Source organism: Bacillus cereus ATCC 14579, assembly GCF_000007825.1.
Lineage (GTDB): Bacteria > Bacillota > Bacilli > Bacillales > Bacillaceae_G > Bacillus_A > Bacillus_A cereus.
This window is the reverse complement of record NC_004722.1, coordinates 2793849-2812127: the sequence shown is the minus strand read 5'-3', so window position 1 is coordinate 2812127 and position 18279 is coordinate 2793849. Positions and strand designations below refer to the sequence as shown.

Genomic DNA, 18279 nt, shown 5'->3' with positions numbered 1-18279 from the left:
TAAATGAAAAAAGTTATTCGTTACTCATTAGTTAGTACTCTATTAGTTTCTTCATTTTTAGTTGGTTGCGCAAAAGAAAAAACTGCAACAAAGCCGAAAGATGAGAAGAAAGTATTACAGTTACTAGAAACAGGTGAAATTCCGTCGTTAAATTCAGGGAAAGTAACAGATGCAGTCTCGTTTAACGTTTTGAATAACGTAATGGAAGGACTATTCCGTCTATCGAAAAATGATGAAGTAATTGAAGCCGGCGCACAAAAATATGAAGTGAGTAAAGATGGAAAAACATATACATTCCAATTGCGTGATGCGAAATGGTCTAACGGAGAGCCAGTAACCGCTCATGATTACGTATACGCTTGGAAGCAATTGATAAATCCAGATACTGCTTCTCAATATGCATACATTGCGTACGATGTAAAAAATGCTGAGAAGATAAATAAAAAACAACTAGGTCTAGATGAATTAGGAGTAAAAGCGAAGGATGATAAAACATTCGTCGTAGAGCTAGAACATCCTGTACCGTATTTTACGAAATTATTAATTTTACCATCCTTCTATCCAATTAACGAAAAATATGCGAAAGAGCAAGGTGATAAATATGGATTAGAAGCAAATAAAGCGGTATATAATGGACCGTTTACATTATCAGAGTGGAAGCATGAAGCTAGCTTTACAATGAAGAAAAACGATAAGTATTGGGATAAAAAAGAAGTGAAGTTAGATGAAGTAAACTATCAAATTGTAAAAGAAATTTCAACTGCGGTAAATTTATATGAAACAGATAAAGTTGATAGAGCTGTTATTTCTACAGAATTCGTAGATAAATATAAAAATAATAAAGAGCTAAAACAATATACAGATCCAGTTATGTACTTCTTCCGATTTAATGAAAATGTACCGATTCTTAAAAATAAAAATGCACGTCTTGCGCTAAGTACAGTTTTTGATAAGAAGGGACTCGCAGATTCATTTTTAAATGATGGATCGGTTGCAGCAAACTATTACGTACCAAAAGGATTTTTAAAGGGCCCAGATAAGAAAGATTTTAGAAGTACGGCTGGTGAGTTTAATAAGACAAATGTAAAACAGGCGAAGGAATATTGGGAGAAAGCAAAACAAGAGACAGGTACAAATGAAGTGACGTTAGAACTATTAAATTATGACTTGGAAAACTTTAAAAAAGTTGGAGAGTACATTAAAGAGCAGCTTGAGAAAAACTTACCAGGATTAAAAGTGAATGTAAAATTACAACCACATACGCAAAAATTAGCACTTGAGAAGCAGAAAGAATATGAAATGTCGTTATCACGCTGGTTACCAGATTATCCAGATCCAATGACTTACTTAGAAGTATTCCTTTCTGGAAGTAGCGTCAATAATACAGAATATGCAAACCCAGAATATGATGCGTTAATTAAGAAGATTAAAACAGAATTAGGTAATGATGAAAAGGCTCGCTGGAAAGCAATGCAAGAAGCTGAAAAAATGCTACTTGATGATGCAGTAATTGCACCGGTATTCCAGCGCGGATTATCTTACTTACAAAAACCATATGTGAAAGATTTATATGTACATCAATTTGGTCCAGCTACAAGTTTAAAATGGGCAGATGTACAAAAATAAAAGAATGGAGAAACAGACTTCATGTATGTGATAGTCTGTTTTTCTTATTTAAAGTTAGAAAAATAGTTCATGGTATAATTTATTAGTCTGTAAACAGTATTTGGAGGGGAAATGATGTCTATGTTTGAAGAAGAGAAAGTAATTTATACAAAAAGATTATTTATGAGGAAACCAATTGTAGAAGATATTAATCAGTTTTATAACATATTAAAAAAAGATACTGTTGGCAAATGGTTGGCTAAATCAAGAGGAATGTCGAAGGAAGAAACAAATGATTATATTGGGCAACTTATCTTACATTGGGAACAGTATGACTTCGGGGTATGGTTGTTATTTAATAGTGAAACAGGAAAGCTTTTAGGACATTGTGGTTTAAGAAAGGTAGATGAAACAGGTGCAATAGAAATTATGTATCTCCTTGACCCAGAACATTGGAGGAATGGGTATGCATTAGAAGCAGCAGAGGCTTCCATTAAATATGCAATAGAGACTTTGAATGTAATAAGAATAATTGCTAGAGTTAAAGTAGCAAATGAGAGCTCGAAAAAACTTTTACGAAAGCTCGGGTTTATATATACTCATGAAGTTAATCATAGCGGGCGTTTATTATCATATTTTGAACTTCATACATCATCCGAAGAATTCTAGACATTTCATATGTTTTTTTATTGTTAAAAAATAAAATTATTAATGAAATTCCAGTGTGAAATTTATGTAGAATCTTGTATAATTAACGTGTTTCTATGGAAACATTTTCTTGTGCTATTTATATAGGACTTAATAGAACAGTAAGGAAATACATACATGTATATAATAGATAAATAGAATGGAACATGTATAGAGAAAAAGGAGAGAAAAGATGACGTGTCAAAAACAAGGGTTACAATTTAATAACGATAGAAAGAGGGACAGAAGATGAAAATGAAGCATGCTTTTGGTCCTATAATTTTAGCGTGTGTGCTTTTTTTCATTATCATTCTAATCCCATCGAAAAGTTTAGTATCGCTTATTAGTGATAAGAAGGTAGAAGATGCGGCAACTTCTTTACAAAAAGAGAAATTACAAAGTGTTTTCTTACAGCAAAAAATGTTAGAGAATTCACAGTATTTACCGATGTACGGTTCATCAGAATTTTTACGAATGGATGCATATCATCCGTCTAATTATTTCAAAGTAAACCCAGCTGGTTTTACACCGTTTTTAATTGGAACTGGTGGTACACAAAGTTTAGCTCATATTTTAAATATGACATCTACTATGGATGAATTAGAAGGTAAAAAAGTAGTCTTTGTTCTTTCACCACAATGGTTTACAAAGACTGGTGTATCACAAGGGGATTTCACTAATAATTTCTCCAAACAACAAGCATATCATTTTATTTTTAATGATAAGATAAATCCAGAAATGAAGAAGCAAATCGCGAAACGGCTATTAGATTATAAAGTTGTTCAAGAAGATGATATATTAAAAAATTCATTAGAAGGTATTGTATATAATGATTCGAAACATAACATAAAAGCAGGGTTAGTTAAACCACTTGCTTATATGCATCGAAATATTTTAGATCATAGAGATTTATTTAACTCTTTATTTAAAATCGAACCGATGAAAGAGAAAACAAATATCGGACTTCGTTCAATTTCTTGGGAAGACGCACGTAAACACGCAGAACAAGAAGGGAAAGCTGAATCTACTACAAATACATTCGGAATTGAAAATCCGTATTATCATAAGAATAATCTGAAGAAAAAACTAAAAGGTTTAAAAAACTTTAGAGCAAATGAAACATATGATGAATCACCAGAATACGATGATTTACAAATTATTTTAGAGTTATTTAAAGAGAAAAATGTCAAACCACTCTTTATTTCTGTACCTGTAAATGGGCCTTGGTATGATTATACTGGCTTCCCGAAAGAACGCCGTGAAGTGTATTATAAAAAAGTTCGAGAACAGGTTGAGAAAGCAGGATATCCAGTAATTGATTTCTCTGGTCATGAATATGATAAGTATTTCTTAAAAGATACGATTCATTTGGGCTGGAAAGGTTGGATTTATTTTGATGAAGCAGTGCAGAAATTTTATTCTGAGAAATAAAGTATAGAAATCGGAATGGCTATGAGCCGTTCCGATTTTTTTTAGTATAGAGGATTTTGGTGAGGGCAATTTGGGAATGCATGTATATCTTGAATTTGTCTATAATCATAATGTTTCATTGCAAACTGAGCTTGGTAAAGGTATTCATACACATATAATTGACCATCATGCGCTGAACATAATACACCAGAAGTTCCTTGCCCATTTATGAAGGAAATGCCGATAGGGCGTCCGATTAAGTACGGTATTTTTTGCTGCCAATACATAGGGGAATCACTCCTTTTTGAGATAATATACGAAAGAAATGATTAAATGGTTGCTTATCCATGTAAATGTAGATGGAAAGGTGTTATATAATTCCTGAAGATTAATTCATATATAAATAAAAAACCGCTATAATTCCGAATGAATTTATAGCGGTTTTTATTATATTCTTAAGCGAGATTTTTACGCTTTTTTGTCCATTTTTTTATAACGAAATATAAAAGTATAAGTACGACGCCACCAATTGCGAATGATTTCACATACGGACCAGCAATATCATTTATATTCTCCCAATTTTCACCTAGTTTTTCACCTAAATAAATGAAAATAATAGACCAAGGGATAATCGCAAGTGCTGTTAATGTAGTGAAACGTAGTAATGGCATTTTTGTAATACCAGCAGGAATTGAAATCGCATGACGCACTACTGGAATGAAGCGTGCTGTAAAAATGACGCCAGTTCCGTAATGATTAAACCAATCTTCTGCAGCATCTATTTGTTTTTTAATGTATGAAAATATATTTTCCGTAACGTTCTAATATAGGGCGTCCGCCGTATCGTCCAAGCCAATAAATAAAGATTTGAGCAATAACACCGCCAATTGTACCGAATACAACAGCGCCTATAAATGAGATACTTCCATTGAATACTAAGTATCCTGCATAAGCAAGGACAATTTCACTTGGGATAATTTCAATCATAAGTCCAAGCATAATGCCCCAATAACCTAATTCTTCAAAAACCGTTAATACTGAATGAATAAAACTACTTAACATTGTTGCACCTTCTAGTTTATGAATTTTTGAGTATAAGAACCTTTTATTTAATGACGTAAAAGGTTCACTATATGTAGATTATACCTTATTTACATAGGGGATTGCTATTTCAATTCTTTTATGTCTCTCATAATTATTATAGTAAAAGATATAAGCCGCGTTTTCATGAAGGGTTAATGAAAAGATTATTAAAAATTTCTCATAAAAAAATAGAAGCATTTCTGCTCCTATTTTTTAAGGCTTCACATCTAAGTTCTGTAAAAATAAAGTTGCTGTTACGTAACGCTTTGCTAACATTTGTACATATGCGGTATGTACAGAAAGGGTCGCAATAATAATAGCGTTACGAATTGCTTCGCGTTGTTCATTATTGATTTGATCGAACTTGCTTGCGATTTTATCAGCTTTTTCTTTTACGATGTTTTCAATTGTATGAACGGTATCTGTTGCATTTAATTGTAAGCAATTCCCTTGATTGAGTTCTTCAAATAGAGAAGAGTATGCTACATATAAATGAACAGGATTGATTAAATCATCACTTCGATCGGCTGGGTCATTTACAATAAGGCGTAATAGCTTACGAATGGATTCAAAATCAAGTGCTGTTTTTAAATCTTCGACAATAAATAGTAAGGCTGCTTGTTCAATTGAATATTTTTTCCCTTTTTGAGGAGAGCCAATCATTTCTTTTATATCTCGTTTCACCCAGTTTTGCATAGCAGTTACAGAGAAACTTGTGTTTTCAATCTGATTGCCAAGCGCAACTATTTCATTTAAAGAAAAACCGACATCAGTATCGTCAATTTTAATCAGCTTTTCAAAAATAGGTGAAAGTGCGGTAGTAATAAAAGCTGTAACGCTTTGTCCGCTTTCAATATCTTTTTTATGTGACTTTGCCCAAGCTTCTTGTAAAATACCGAGAGGCTTTTTCGTATTCCATCCTCTTAGTGATAGAAGAAGGGTAGCCATTTCGTTTCGTGTGAGATGAAATGTTTCCATCTTTTCACCTCCAAAATAATAAAAAGTTCTTATGAACTTATAATATGTTTTGTTTCATTTAAAGTCAATTCTGTTTTGCTTAATTTTTCCTTTGTGACCAAACTGTTGAAAGTAAATAATACTTGCATATTTCGACAAAAGTTCATATAATAAGTTCATAAGAACCTTTAAAATGTTCTTAAAAACAAATCTATCATTCTGAATTTACTAGAAAGATACATTTCACATATATCTATATAAAAGGAGAATGGATATAATATGTTGAAAAAACTTGTAGCAGTAATGACAGCATTCATGGTTATCTTTGGGGCTAGCAGCTTTATGTTTGTAGATCATGCAGCAGCGAAAAGTTACAAATCTGGTAAAAAATCATTTACACCAAGTTCAGGTCAAAAGTCAAAAGTTGATTTAAACAAAAAAGACTCAAATGTAAATTCTCAAAAAACGACTCCAGATTCAAAAACGAAAGCAACAAACACGGCACCAAAAAGTAATAAAGGAAGCTTTATGAAAGGTTTATTACTAGGTGGTCTTGGTGGTTTACTAATGGGTAGCTTATTTGCAAATATGGGAGCTCTTGGTTCTGTATTAGCGTTTATGGTAAATATGTTAGTAATGGCTGGTATCGTAATGTTAGCAGTTCGTGCATTTAAATACTTCAAAGACCAACGTAAGAAGAAAGCAGATGAAGTAGCATGGAAACAATAAAAATTTCTGAACAAGAGCTTATAAATGCGCTTTGTATATATATCGCTGAAAAAAGACAAGTGGGTCCAGAAGAAGTATTAGTTGAACTCATGTATGATGACGACTACGGTTTCTCTGCGGAAGTAGAGGTAAATGGTCGCCAGCAAATTTTAATTCAAGCAAACTTAATCGAAGCTTTACGCTTATTGCTTGACAGAGAATATAATGTCAATCCATTCGCAGCGAGATTACAACTTGAATTAGATGATGAAGAAGGCATTTACGCATTAGCGAAATTTAATAACTCAGATGACTAGAAAAAAGAGCTGTTGAGAATAATCTCAACAGCTCTTTTTAGTATGTGCATATGTAGAAGAATAATCACGCCAAATTTCATTCATTTTTCGTCTACCGATATCTAGCATAGGATTAAACTGAATTGTAGCTTTTTGACGAACAGAGTGAACGTTTTGAATGGCGTGAGATAATTGTTGGTCGACTATATCAGGTTTTTTACTTGCATATTTAGCAATAGATAGACCTGCAACTGTTCCTTGCGCCATCGCAATTTTTCCGCTTTCAATGCCTGTAATATTGCCGGCTACAAATAAACCGGGAAGAGGGGTTTCCATTGCTTCAGAATGGAGAGGAACGTGTCCACCTAATTCTGAAATGTAATGGAAGGGACAACCAGCTACAGCTGCAAGTTCGGCAAGTGGGTATAATCCCCCGAAAATACATACAAAATCTGCTTCGTATATTTTCTCTGTTCCATTAATAACATTTCCTTTAGAGTCAATATTAGCAATACGTACACCTTCAACTTGATCTGTTCCGATAATTTCAAGAGCTGCTTTCCGAAGGTGAAGTGGCGTTCCGTTTATTTTCATTCCGTTGTTTGGATAGAATGTTAATCCAGCTTTTCGAATCCAATCGAATTTCATAAAGTGGCTACCTATTCGCAAGAAAGCAGAAGGAGCGAGGTGAGCTGCATTTAAAAGAGAGTTTAAAACTTCTTCAGGTTCACCAGCTTTTTGACTTAACTCGCTTTTCTCAGGGAGTACAATATGATCCACTGTAATTCCCGCTAATTGCAATTCACTTAAAATGGCGAAAGACAAAATGTTAGCACCAATAATAATTCCTTTTTTTCCAACTTGCACGCGATGAACATTTGTCATAACTTGAGCTGCTCCAATTGACATCACTCCTGGAAGTGTCCAGCCAGGAAGGGGAATAGAATATTCCGCAGCTCCAGTAGCAAGTAGTACGAAAGGTGCTTCTAACGTACCGATATTAGTATGTACAAACCAATTGTTTTCATCTTTATCTAAATTATAGACCGAAACACCGCACCTGATATGTACTGAAAGTGATTCTGCTTCTTCATGAAGTCGCTTCGATTCTTCTATTCCGTTCCACCATTCTCCAGTAGGCTCTTGATGCAACTGTCCTAACAATCTCCCGCCCGGCTTCATAAATTCATCAATAACGAGCACTTTTAGTCCGAAACGAGCACAAGAGATAGAAGCAGATAATCCCGCTGGCCCTGCACCTATAATAATTACATCACTCATCGCTTTTTCACCATCTCTCTCACGATATTCGGATGCTGTTTCCCGCTTTCAACAACCATGTTTTCTTCTACAACAGTTAAGCATGCGCGTACATTTGTTTGATTATTTACTGTCACGCGGCATTCGGAACAGTGCCCGATATTACAATAAATACCTCGCGGTGTTCCGCTATCTTCATGAACTCTTAATGTCCTTATTCCATTTGCTAACAGGGCAGCAGCTATCGTTTCATGTTCATATGCTTCGTATTGATGACCGTTAAATTGAAAGGTAATACGCTCACTACTTTGTAAAGTACCTAAAATAGGGTGATGTGTAATTCTACTCATTTACTTTCACCTACTGATCCAAAAGTAACTGCACGTATTGGTGGTTGATATTTTAACGGTAGTTCATTAAGATTTACGTCAGGATTCGCATTTTCAATCATTCGATCTATCATTATTCTGCATGTGCGCCCACCGCAAAATCCCATGCCAGCACGTGTTCTTAGTTTTAATTCTCTTGCCGAGCAGTTATATTCAGCAATTGTCGATTGAAGTTGCCCATATGTAACCTCTTCACAACGACAAACGATTAAGTTGTTTTTATTTGTCATGTGTATTCCTCCTCTAGTTCGATTTTCACAAATTATATAAGCAAAAATCATGCCAATATAGAGAGGAGGTGGCTACCTGTAAACGCCTGATTGGTGCATAATGATTCTTTATTGAAGTCCAAGTTTCTTTAAACGGTTATATAAAGTAGCCCTTGTTACGCCAAGTTGTTTTGCGCATTCTAATTTATTCCCATTTAAAATTCGTAAAGCCCTTTCAATAACTTTTTTCTCATGCTCATCCATCTCTTCTTGTAAAGAAAGGATTGTATTATTGTTGCTGAGTAATAGGGAATGAGCTGTATGGTTGTCTAAAGTTTCAGTCGTATGAAATGGTAGATATTCTTGTTTTATAATTCCGTCTGTTGCGAATACCACAAGCCGTTCAACAACGTTTCGAAGTTCGCGAATATTACCTGGCCAATTGTAATGAAGCAGTTCATGCATAATGCTTGAAGGTAGATCACGAATTGGTCGGTTATAGTTGATTGAAAAATCATTTAAGAAAGAATAAGTTAATTCAATAATATCCTCGCGTCTTTCGCGCAGCGGTGGAATATGCAAGCTAACTACATTTAAGCGGTAATATAAATCTTCTCGGAAAGTTCCTTTTCTCATTTCTTCTTGTAAATCACGATTTGTAGCAGCGATAATGCGGAAATCAATATTAATTTCTTTTTCACCACCAACTCGGTAATACTTTCGCTCTTGCAGTACACGTAACAGTTTTACTTGCATATCAAGTGGCATTTCACCTATTTCATCAAGAAATAAAGTACCGCCTTGCGCGAGTTCAATTTTCCCTTTTTTTCCTTTACTATTTGCTCCAGAAAACGCCCCACGCTCGTAACCAAATAATTCACTTTCAAATAACGCTTCTGGAATTGCCCCGCAGTTAATCGAAATGAAAGGCGCCTTCGCTGCCTCACTTGCTTCATGAATTGCTTTCGCAAATACTTCTTTTCCAACTCCGCTTTCCCCAAGTATTAAAACAGTTGATTTTACCGAACAAACTTTTCTAGCTAATTGTATCGTTCTTTGTATAACAGGACTTTTCCCATTCATCGCAAGGAATGGATCGGATTCATCTTTATACTTTGCCACTTCTTGTTCTAAACGGTGCATTTCATGTGACATATTAAATAGTTTTTCATTTAAAGCGACTTGATTTGTAACATCTGTTTCTGAAACGACTGCTCCTATAATTTCATCATTACAATAAACTGGATTTGAATTAATTAATACGAATAAATCGGGACGAGGCTGATGGAACTGAGCGACTATGCTTTTTCCATCATGTAAAGATTGTAAAATTTCCAAGTCTTTATAATCAAAAAAACGAGTAATCGGTTGCCCAATAATCTCATTATGATTGACTGAAAATATTTTTTCAGCGCCATCTGTCCAAGTTCGAACGTATTCTTTACTATCAATGACTGTAACAGAAGAGTCAGTTGTTTGTATTACAGTGTCATAAAATGACTGTAGTTCATTGTAGGACTTATAAAGAAATGGAATCATTTGCTGAGAAGTTATACAGCATAGCGGCTCATCGTTTTCATTAAGGATGATAACAGCTAATTCATAAGAAAAAGCGTCAATTAATGCAGTGAATGAGTCATCTACATAAATAATTGCGCAATTATATTCTTCTGTAGTAGAAGGGAGATAATAAAACCTTTCGTTTATTTTCTTAATGCGATCAAGGCTACATGTATGATTGATTAAAGCGCTTTCCAAAAATTCTTGTATAGTCGGAAATGAAAATGCCATAATGTCCTCCTGTTATGTATAAAAATTTTGACAGTGATAAAAAAATAATACACCTATTTACTATAAATTTAAAATATTTTTACAAATAAAAATATTATTTATAAAAATTGTATATGTACAGAATTGGCACGTCAATTGCATAAAAGAAAGTGAGAAGTTTAGGGAAAGGAGGAGTATAGTGTGAGGCACTGCGACGTTTTAATTATAGGTGGTGGAATAATAGGGTGTTCTATCGCTTATTACACTTCAAAATACGGAAGAGACGTAACAATCATTGAAAAAGGAGAATTTGTCAGCGGGACGTCTTCACGGTGTGATGGGAATATTTTGGCCATTGATAAAGACCCAGGGTTTGATAGTCAAATGTCTTTAGTAAGTCAAAAATTAGTAACTGATTTAAGTGAAGAATTAGAGCATGCATTTGAATATAGGGCACCAGGAAGTATTCTCGTATGTGAGTCAGACGAAGAGATGGAAGCTGCGCAGCAATGGGTAAATCGGCAAAAAGAAGCTGGATTACCGTTTCGAATGCTTGATAGGCAAGATATAAGAGAAGAGTCGCCTTTTTTTGCTGATGATTTATTAGGCGGTTTAGAATGTGCGACGGATTCAACTGTGAATCCATATCTCCTTGCATTCTCGCTTCTGTCAGAGGCACAAAAGTTTGGCGCAAAAGCTTTTAAACAGACCGAAGTAAAGAGTATAAACATAGATACGAATGGTTCATTTGTTGTAGAAACTACGAATGGAACTTTTACAGCACAACAAGTTGTAAATGCAGCGGGTGTGTGGGCTCCTAAGATTGGTCAGATGTTAAATGTAAATATACCAATTGAACCGAGAAAAGGGCATATTATTGTAGCATCAAGACAACAACACGTAGGGTGCCGTAAAGTAATGGAATTCGGTTATTTAATTTCTAAATTTGGCGGAAAACGAAAAGTAGATGCTTTAACTGAAAAATACGGGGTTGCGCTCGTATTTGAGCCTACTGAAAGTCAAAATTTCTTAATTGGAAGTAGCCGTGAATTTGTAGGGTTTCATACGAGAATAAACAATGAAGTCATTAAATGTATTGCAAATAGAGCGATTCGCTTTTATCCGAAAATGGCAGATATGATGGTAATTCGTTCTTACGCTGGTTTACGTCCGTGGACAGAAGATCATTTACCGATTATTTCACGAGTGGAACATATTCCAAATTATTTCATTGCCGCTGGGCATGAAGGGGATGGGATTAGTCTTGCAGCAGTTACTGGAAAAGTAATTGAAGAGTTATTAAATGAAAAAGAGACAATTATTCCTATTGAACCACTTTGTTTGAGTCGTTTTACAGAAAGGGTGTTAAACAGATGAGGTCACAAAGAGTCTTTACGACGATTGATACACACACAGGTGGGAATCCAACGAGGACATTAATTAGTGGACTTCCAAAGTTGATTGGAGAGACGATGGCAGAGAAGATGTTACATATGAAAAAGGAGTATGATTGGATTCGAAAATTGTTAATGAATGAACCGCGTGGTCATGATGTAATGTCAGGAGCATTATTAACAGACCCGTGTCATCCTGAGGCTGATATAGGTGTTATATACATAGAGACAGGTGGATATTTACCGATGTGTGGTCACGATACAATCGGTGTATGTACAGCGTTAGTTGAATCAGGTTTAATTCCGGTAGTTGAACCGATTACTTCTTTAAAACTAGATACACCGGCTGGCTTAGTGGAAGTAGATATTGCTGTTCAAGATGGAAAAGCAAAAGAAGTATCTTTCTGTAACATACCAGCTTTTTTATTGAAAAATATTACTGTACAAGTGAAAGACATTGGGACTATAGAGGCTGATATTGCGTATGGAGGGAATTTTTATGCCATTATTGATGCGAAGTCAGTAGGCCTAGAATTAATACCAGAAAATGCATCTACAATCATCGATAAGGCGATTCATATAAGAAACACAATTAATGAGAAGTTTGAAATCATTCATCCAGAGTATTCGTTTATTAGAGGATTAACACATGTTGAATTTTATACAGATGCTACTCATGAATGTGCGCATGTGAAAAATACAGTTATTGTACCACCAGGCGGAATAGATCGATCCCCATGCGGTACAGGAACATCTGCGAAGCTAGCTGTATTATACGCTCAGAAAGAAATCAAAATTGGTGAAGAGTTCATTCATGAGAGTATCGTTGGTTCTTTATTTAAAGGATATGTCGTGAATACGACACATGTTGAAAATATTGAAGCTGTCATAACGAAAATTACGGGATCAGCTTGGCTTATGGGTATGCATAAATTTTTTTACAATGAAATGGATCCACTCAAAGAAGGATTTTTGCTAATTCCGCCGATGGAACATGAAACGGAGGATATAAAATGAACATTCAAAAAATGTATACAGCAGTAGACGTACATGTAAATGGCGAGGCATTTCGTGTAATGAAAGACGTACCGTGCAAATACTACTACAGTTTGGAGCAATTAAATGAACAATTTTCAGGTGAATTAGCAGAAGAGATGAAGCTTTTATTAAATGAACCACGTGGTTTTATCGGTTTGAATGGGTGTATTGTCGTTCCATCTATCCATAATGAAGTGGATGCAGCTGTATTATTTTTTAATCATGAAGGTTCGATTCCGCTTCATTATGGGGGCATTGTTGCGGTAATAACGATGTTACTCGAAAGTGGGTATTTAAAAAAGAGAGAGTCCAATCAATACAAAATTGAAACGTTATCTGGAATATTTTTAGTTCATGCGTATGTAGAGAATGATGAAGTTATATCTGTTTCGTTTGAAAGCAAACTTTGCTATTTGATTGAGGAAAATTTACAGGTTGGTAATGTAAGTTATTCTCTCATACAAGCAGATAAAGTATATGCAGTTGTAGAAAAAGGTGCGTATTCGCCAGAAATTCGTGTTGAAAACATTTCAGAATTGAAAAGATGGGGAGAAGCTACACTGCAGGCTATACAAAAACAGTCGCTAATAAAAAGGCTTATTTTAGTAGATCCTTCGCAAAAAGAAAAGAACCATATAAAGTCGATTACATTTCATGAAGATAACTTTATCGTACGTTCGCCAGGTTTTGTTTCTACTATCGTTTCCTATGTTCATGCATTATTTAAAAATGATTATATGGCGGATAAACCTTTTAAAAATGAAAGTATATTTAATAGTTTTATAACTGTGGAAAAAGTGAAGAAGGAGGAACTAGGATACATTTTCCGTTTTGAAAGTAGAGGATTTATTACAGGGATGCAGACGTTTCTATTAGACCCTACGGATCCGTTTCCGGCAGGATTCTTATTAAAATAAAATGTGATAGGGAGAGATAAATATGCAAAAAATTAAAGGGGCATTTCCAGTATTAATAACACCGATGGATGAATTTCAGGAAATTAATTGGGATGGGGTAAAACAAAATGTAAATTACTTTATCGAACAAAAGGTTGCAGGTATTATCATTAATGGAAGTACAGGAGAGTTTGTAAGTTTATCAAAAGAAGAACGATTTAAAATGGTAGAAACTGTGTTGAAAGAAATTGATGGCCGTATTCCTGTCATTGTTGGAACTGCAGCAGAGACCACAAAAGAAACAATTGAATATACGAAACATGCAGAAGCGCACGGAGCGGATTGTGCATTAATTATAAACTCTTACTATTGTAAACCGAAGGAAGAGGAGATTTATTTTCATTTTAAAGAAATCTCAAACTCTGTAAATATACCAATTATGCTATACAATAACCCATTTACTTCTGGTGTCGATATGAGTACAGAGCTAATGCTCCGTATTGGAAAAGAGTGTGAAAATGTTACACATATTAAAGAATCTAGCGGAGATATTCGAAAAGTAAGAGATTTAGTAAGACAAAGTGAAGGGGCTTTCCAAGTCTTCTGTGGTTCTGAAGATTTAGTTATGGAATCATATTTAGTTGGTGCCTCGGGATGGGTTTCAGTAGCAGGAAATATCGTTCCCGGTCTCGTTACAAAAATGTATGAGCATTTTCAAAATGGTGAATTAGAAAAGGCGTGGGAAATAAACGATGCTATTTTACCACTTTGCGAGTTTCTTGAAGGATCAGGGAAATATGTTCAAATCGTTAAACGTTCTATGGAATTACATGGGCAAGCCGGAGGACCTTCTCGCTATCCAAGACTAGGGTTAACTGCTGACGAAGATCAAAAGCTTCAAATGATTTTATCAAATATTGCAGCTCATGCAGCTGTTTAAATAAGGAGGAGAACATAGTGTTAAAGACAAATATTGAGCTGAAACCAAAAGTGGAAGCGTTCTTAAATGAAGAAATTAAAATGTTTATTAATGGCGAATTTGTTGCTGCTATTGGGGGAAAGACGTTTGAAACGTATAATCCGGCTACAGAAGATGTTCTAGCTGTCGTATGTGAAGCGCAAGAAGAGGATATTGATGCTGCAGTAAAAGCGGCAAGATCTGCATTTGAATCCGGTCCGTGGGCAGAAATGACTACTGCTGAAAGAGCGCATCTTATTTATAAATTAGCAGATTTAATTGAAGAACATAGAGAAGAATTAGCGCAACTAGAAGCTTTAGATAATGGAAAGCCATATCAAGTAGCACTTGATGATGATATTTCAGCAACTGTAGAAAATTATCGTTATTACGCAGGATGGGCTACAAAAATTATTGGGCAAACAATCCCAATTTCAAAAGATTACTTAAATTACACGAGACATGAACCTGTAGGTGTTGTAGGTCAGATTATTCCGTGGAATTTTCCGCTCGTTATGTCTTCTTGGAAAATGGGAGCTGCACTGGCGACAGGTTGTACGATCGTATTAAAGCCAGCAGAGCAAACGCCTTTATCTTTACTATATACAGCAAAACTTTTTAAAGAGGCTGGATTTCCAAACGGTGTTGTAAACTTTGTACCAGGCTTTGGTCCTGAAGCAGGAGCAGCAATTGTAAATCATCATGACATTGATAAAGTTGCTTTTACAGGATCTACTGTTACAGGAAAGTATATTATGCGTCAGTCTGCAGAAATGATTAAGCATGTAACGTTAGAGCTTGGCGGCAAATCACCAAATATCATTTTAGAAGATGCGGACTTGGAAGAAGCAATTAATGGTGCATTCCAAGGTATTATGTATAATCACGGTCAAAATTGTAGCGCAGGATCACGTGTATTTGTTCATCGTAAACATTATGAAACTGTAGTAGATGCACTTGTGAAAATGGCGAACAACGTAAAACTTGGAGCAGGTATGGAGAAAGGAACGGAAATGGGTCCACTCGTATCTAAGAAACAACAAGAGCGTGTGTTACATTACATTGAGCAAGGGAAGAAAGAAGGCGCTACAGTTGCGGCTGGTGGTGAACGTGCACTTGAAAAGGGTTATTTCGTTAAGCCAACTGTATTCACAGATGTTACAGACGATATGACAATCGTTAAGGAAGAAATATTTGGACCAGTTGTTGTTGTTCTGCCATTTGATTCGACAGAAGAAGTAATTGAACGAGCGAACAACTCATCCTATGGCCTTGCTGCGGGTGTATGGACGCAAAATATCAAAACGGGTCATCAAGTGGCAAATAAATTAAAAGCAGGAACAGTGTGGATTAATGATTATAACTTAGAAAATGCAGCTGCACCATTTGGTGGATACAAACAATCTGGTATTGGCCGCGAATTAGGTTCATATGCGCTTGATAATTATACAGAAGTGAAAAGTGTTTGGGTAAATATAAAGTAATAGGGTGTTTTACTGACAAAAATTGAGGGATGAAATAATGAAAGATGCGGACAACTAGAAAGTTTGATAATAGTTGTCCGTTTTCTTATATACAAAATTGCTTTTCCAAAGAATGATAAGGGGGATTTGGATGGAGAATTTAGTAGAATGGTTAGTAGGGCAAGTGTGGAGTATCGGTTTAGTTGTTTTTGCATTAGGGGCAGGCGTATATTTCACGATTGCAACACGCTTTTTGCAAATTCGTTATTTTAAAGAGATGATTAAACTATTATTTGAAGGAAAGAGTTCAGAGACGGGAATATCATCTTTTCAGGCATTTTGTTTAGCCTTATCGGGAAGAGTGGGAATTGGTAATATTGCAGGGGTAGCGACAGCAATTGCTTTCGGCGGGCCTGGAGCTGTATTTTGGATGTGGGTAATGGCTTTGTTAGGGGCAGCGAGCGCGTTTGTAGAATCAACATTATCTCAAGTATACAAAAGTAAAGTAGGGAATGAATATCGCGGCGGTACTCCATATTTCATTGAGAGAGGTTTAAAAATGAAATGGTTTGCAGTCATTGTAGCGGTAGTTGTAACACTTTCATATGGCGTGTTATTACCAGGTATTCAATCTAGTAGTATCGCAGTTGGATTCGAAAATTCTAATGGTATTAGCAAATATATAACTGGTATATTTTTAGTCGTGTTACTAGCAGCAATTATTTTTGGTGGTGTAAAGAGAATTGCCGGTGTTTCTCAAATGCTTGTGCCATTTATGGCAATTGGTTATGTAATTGTTACATGTATCATATTAATTGCGAATGTAACGGAGATTCCAAGTATGTTTGCTTTAATTTTCTCTAGTGCATTTGGTGTAAATGAAATGTTTGGTGGAATTGTTGGTGCAGCTATTGCATGGGGCGTAAAACGCGCTGTATTTTCAAACGTTGCTGGTGTCGGAGAAGCGACGTATAGTTCGGCGGCTGCTGAAGTATCGCATCCTGCAAAACAAGGATTAGTTCAAGCGTTTTCCGTATATATCGATACAATTGTCGTATGTACAGCGACAGCTCTTATGATTTTAATAACAGGTATGTATAATGTTATACCTGAAGGGAAAACCGCTATTGTACAAAATATAGGAAATGTGGAAGCTGGTCCAATTTATACACAACAAGCAGTTGAAACTGTGATAACAGGGTTTGGTCCAATATTTATTTCAATTGCGATTTTCTTTTTTGCATTTACAACGTTACTCGCTTATTACTATATCGCTGAAACGACACTTACTTATTTAGATCGTCAATTGAAGTATGGCTGGTTAAAACCAGTTTTAAAATTTGGATTTTTAATTATGGTTTACATCGGTAGTGTTGAATCAGCGTCGCTTTTATGGAATCTCGGAGATTTAGGAATCGGTAGTATGGCATGGTTAAACTTAATCGCGATTCTATTATTAAGTAAAATCGCATTAAAAGTGTTAAAAGACTATGAAAGGCAGAAAAAAGAAGGGAAAGATCCAGTATTTAATCCTAAAAATGTGGGGATTGAAGGATTAACATTTTGGGAAGAAAGAAGTAAAGAGGTTGAAAGAAAAAGTTCTAGAGAAAAAGTTATTGTAGATGATAATTTAAAATTATAACGTAAATTAACTGAAAATTCTTAATTTAAAAGAAGGTATATTGCCTCCATTTCATCACATACTACAATAGGTATGGATAATATGACTGGAGGGAATAAGATGGAACATGAGCAACATAGTTCGATAAATGATATTCTACATCATTATAAAGAAGGTATAGGTAGTTTTACAAATCAAATTCCTGAAATCGCTGAGACATATAATGCGTTCACGCAAGCTTGTTTTCAAGAGGGTGCTTTAACAAAAAGAGAAAAGCAACTTATTGCATTAGGAATTAGTTTAGCAACGCAAGATGAGTATTGTACAATTTATCATACAAAAGGTTGTCTTGATCAAGGATGTTCAGATAAAGAGATTCTGGAAGCATGTGGTGTTTCAGCAGCATTTGCTGGCGGAGCTGCGATGAGTCAAGCGGTAACTTTAGTGCAAGAGTGTTTAACAGAACTGAAAAATCAAAAGCATTGAATAAAAAACGTTTTAAACTTTATGTTTAAAACGTTTTTTATTTGAAATT

18 protein-coding genes and 1 pseudogene are annotated in these 18279 nt (G+C 35.2%); 12 read left to right on the top strand and 7 right to left on the bottom strand.

Translation table 11 applies throughout. The annotated features are described in order from the left end of the window. The first annotated feature begins 3 nt into the window (after positions 1 to 3). The 3 genes from BC_RS14230 to dltD all read left to right on the top strand — a co-directional run bounded on the left by BC_RS14230 (position 4) and on the right by dltD (position 3723). Complete coding sequence (locus BC_RS14230) at positions 4 to 1626, top strand: peptide ABC transporter substrate-binding protein (protein WP_000755972.1); 1623 nt, start codon at positions 4 to 6, stop codon at positions 1624 to 1626. 114 nt (positions 1627 to 1740) lie between these two features. Continuing rightward, positions 1741 to 2274, top strand: a complete 534-nt coding sequence (locus BC_RS14225; protein ID WP_000061616.1) for a GNAT family N-acetyltransferase — start codon at positions 1741 to 1743, stop codon at positions 2272 to 2274. Positions 2275 to 2541: 267 nt separating this feature from the next. After that, the gene (gene dltD, locus BC_RS14220) at positions 2542 to 3723 is read left to right on the top strand and encodes a D-alanyl-lipoteichoic acid biosynthesis protein DltD (RefSeq protein ID WP_000782307.1); all 1182 of its coding nucleotides are present in this window, start codon (positions 2542 to 2544) and stop codon (positions 3721 to 3723) included. Between the two features lie 41 nt (positions 3724 to 3764). Here dltD and BC_RS14215 read toward each other — a convergent pair whose 3' ends face one another. From BC_RS14215 to BC_RS14205, 3 genes and pseudogenes are all read right to left on the bottom strand, one after another. Beyond that, positions 3765 to 3989 carry a hypothetical protein gene (locus tag BC_RS14215; RefSeq protein WP_000289920.1) on the bottom strand — a complete coding sequence of 75 codons (225 nt, stop codon included), beginning with the start codon at positions 3987 to 3989 and terminating at the stop codon, positions 3765 to 3767. Between the two features lie 168 nt (positions 3990 to 4157). Continuing rightward, positions 4158 to 4764: pseudogene (locus BC_RS14210) on the bottom strand (DedA family protein). Between the two features lie 234 nt (positions 4765 to 4998). Then, the gene (locus tag BC_RS14205) at positions 4999 to 5763 is read right to left on the bottom strand and encodes a DUF1836 domain-containing protein (RefSeq protein WP_000447231.1); all 765 of its coding nucleotides are present in this window, start codon (positions 5761 to 5763) and stop codon (positions 4999 to 5001) included. Between the two features lie 258 nt (positions 5764 to 6021). Here BC_RS14205 and BC_RS14200 point away from each other — a divergent pair, with 258 nt between their 5' ends. Both BC_RS14200 and BC_RS14195 read left to right on the top strand, forming a co-directional pair. Further along, entirely contained in the window at positions 6022 to 6471 is a 450-nt protein-coding gene (locus tag BC_RS14200; protein ID WP_000914478.1) for a hypothetical protein, read from the top strand. Then, entirely contained in the window at positions 6459 to 6767 is a 309-nt protein-coding gene (locus BC_RS14195) for a YxcD family protein (RefSeq protein WP_000447746.1), read from the top strand. Before BC_RS14200 ends, BC_RS14195 begins: the two co-directional genes overlap by 13 nt. A gap of 24 nt (positions 6768 to 6791) precedes the next feature. Here BC_RS14195 and BC_RS14190 read toward each other — a convergent pair whose 3' ends face one another. From BC_RS14190 to BC_RS14175, 4 genes are all read right to left on the bottom strand, one after another. Beyond that, on the bottom strand, positions 6792 to 8027 hold the full coding sequence (locus BC_RS14190) for an NAD(P)/FAD-dependent oxidoreductase (RefSeq protein WP_001286089.1): 1236 nt from the start codon (positions 8025 to 8027) through the stop codon (positions 6792 to 6794). Next, on the bottom strand, positions 8024 to 8356 hold the full coding sequence (locus BC_RS14185; protein WP_000087065.1) for a (2Fe-2S)-binding protein: 333 nt from the start codon (positions 8354 to 8356) through the stop codon (positions 8024 to 8026). Before BC_RS14185 ends, BC_RS14190 begins: the two co-directional genes overlap by 4 nt. Continuing rightward, positions 8353 to 8625 (bottom strand): (2Fe-2S)-binding protein, encoded by a 273-nt coding sequence (locus tag BC_RS14180; protein ID WP_000182617.1) that lies wholly within the window; start codon positions 8623 to 8625, stop codon positions 8353 to 8355. Before BC_RS14180 ends, BC_RS14185 begins: the two co-directional genes overlap by 4 nt. 108 nt (positions 8626 to 8733) lie before the next feature. After that, positions 8734 to 10395: a sigma-54 interaction domain-containing protein gene (locus BC_RS14175; protein ID WP_000885732.1), complete on the bottom strand. Its 1662-nt coding sequence runs from the start codon at positions 10393 to 10395 to the stop codon at positions 8734 to 8736. A 180-nt stretch (positions 10396 to 10575) separates the two neighbouring features. On the opposite strand from BC_RS14175, the gene BC_RS14170 reads away from it, so the two are divergent. From BC_RS14170 to BC_RS14140, 7 genes are all read left to right on the top strand, one after another. Next, the gene (locus tag BC_RS14170; RefSeq protein ID WP_001215235.1) at positions 10576 to 11751 is read left to right on the top strand and encodes an NAD(P)/FAD-dependent oxidoreductase; all 1176 of its coding nucleotides are present in this window, start codon (positions 10576 to 10578) and stop codon (positions 11749 to 11751) included. Continuing rightward, positions 11748 to 12785 carry a proline racemase family protein gene (locus BC_RS14165; RefSeq protein WP_001257541.1) on the top strand — a complete coding sequence of 346 codons (1038 nt, stop codon included), beginning with the start codon at positions 11748 to 11750 and terminating at the stop codon, positions 12783 to 12785. The genes BC_RS14170 and BC_RS14165 overlap by 4 nt, the downstream gene beginning before the upstream one ends. Beyond that, positions 12782 to 13723 carry a proline racemase family protein gene (locus BC_RS14160; RefSeq protein ID WP_001025560.1) on the top strand — a complete coding sequence of 314 codons (942 nt, stop codon included), beginning with the start codon at positions 12782 to 12784 and terminating at the stop codon, positions 13721 to 13723. Before BC_RS14165 ends, BC_RS14160 begins: the two co-directional genes overlap by 4 nt. A gap of 22 nt (positions 13724 to 13745) precedes the next feature. Next, positions 13746 to 14642, top strand: a complete 897-nt coding sequence (gene dapA / locus BC_RS14155; RefSeq protein ID WP_001169452.1) for a 4-hydroxy-tetrahydrodipicolinate synthase — start codon at positions 13746 to 13748, stop codon at positions 14640 to 14642. Between the two features lie 17 nt (positions 14643 to 14659). Further along, positions 14660 to 16144: an aldehyde dehydrogenase family protein gene (locus tag BC_RS14150; RefSeq protein ID WP_000920973.1), complete on the top strand. Its 1485-nt coding sequence runs from the start codon at positions 14660 to 14662 to the stop codon at positions 16142 to 16144. Between the two features lie 130 nt (positions 16145 to 16274). Further along, entirely contained in the window at positions 16275 to 17765 is a 1491-nt protein-coding gene (locus BC_RS14145; RefSeq protein ID WP_000429527.1) for an alanine/glycine:cation symporter family protein, read from the top strand. A 72-nt stretch (positions 17766 to 17837) separates the two neighbouring features. Further along, a complete protein-coding gene (locus tag BC_RS14140) occupies positions 17838 to 18230 on the top strand; it encodes a carboxymuconolactone decarboxylase family protein (RefSeq protein ID WP_001999958.1) in 393 nt (130 codons plus the stop codon). Positions 18231 to 18279 lie beyond the last annotated feature (49 nt).

What these genes read in the sequence shown, in the direction of transcription:
- BC_RS14230 (WP_000755972.1), top strand. Translation starts at nt 4, where the DNA reads ATGAAAAAAGTTATTCGTTACTCATTAGTTAGTACTCTATTAGTTTCT.
- BC_RS14225 (WP_000061616.1), top strand. Translation starts at nt 1,741, where the DNA reads ATGTCTATGTTTGAAGAAGAGAAAGTAATTTATACAAAAAGATTATTT.
- dltD (WP_000782307.1), top strand. Translation starts at nt 2,542, where the DNA reads ATGAAAATGAAGCATGCTTTTGGTCCTATAATTTTAGCGTGTGTGCTT.
- BC_RS14215 (WP_000289920.1), bottom strand. Translation starts at nt 3,989, where the DNA reads ATGTATTGGCAGCAAAAAATACCGTACTTAATCGGACGCCCTATCGGC.
- BC_RS14205 (WP_000447231.1), bottom strand. Translation starts at nt 5,763, where the DNA reads ATGGAAACATTTCATCTCACACGAAACGAAATGGCTACCCTTCTTCTA.
- BC_RS14200 (WP_000914478.1), top strand. Translation starts at nt 6,022, where the DNA reads ATGTTGAAAAAACTTGTAGCAGTAATGACAGCATTCATGGTTATCTTT.
- BC_RS14195 (WP_000447746.1), top strand. Translation starts at nt 6,459, where the DNA reads ATGGAAACAATAAAAATTTCTGAACAAGAGCTTATAAATGCGCTTTGT.
- BC_RS14190 (WP_001286089.1), bottom strand. Translation starts at nt 8,027, where the DNA reads ATGAGTGATGTAATTATTATAGGTGCAGGGCCAGCGGGATTATCTGCT.
- BC_RS14185 (WP_000087065.1), bottom strand. Translation starts at nt 8,356, where the DNA reads ATGAGTAGAATTACACATCACCCTATTTTAGGTACTTTACAAAGTAGT.
- BC_RS14180 (WP_000182617.1), bottom strand. Translation starts at nt 8,625, where the DNA reads ATGACAAATAAAAACAACTTAATCGTTTGTCGTTGTGAAGAGGTTACA.
- BC_RS14175 (WP_000885732.1), bottom strand. Translation starts at nt 10,395, where the DNA reads ATGGCATTTTCATTTCCGACTATACAAGAATTTTTGGAAAGCGCTTTA.
- BC_RS14165 (WP_001257541.1), top strand. Translation starts at nt 11,748, where the DNA reads ATGAGGTCACAAAGAGTCTTTACGACGATTGATACACACACAGGTGGG.
- BC_RS14160 (WP_001025560.1), top strand. Translation starts at nt 12,782, where the DNA reads ATGAACATTCAAAAAATGTATACAGCAGTAGACGTACATGTAAATGGC.
- dapA (WP_001169452.1), top strand. Translation starts at nt 13,746, where the DNA reads ATGCAAAAAATTAAAGGGGCATTTCCAGTATTAATAACACCGATGGAT.
- BC_RS14145 (WP_000429527.1), top strand. Translation starts at nt 16,275, where the DNA reads ATGGAGAATTTAGTAGAATGGTTAGTAGGGCAAGTGTGGAGTATCGGT.
- BC_RS14140 (WP_001999958.1), top strand. Translation starts at nt 17,838, where the DNA reads ATGGATAATATGACTGGAGGGAATAAGATGGAACATGAGCAACATAGT.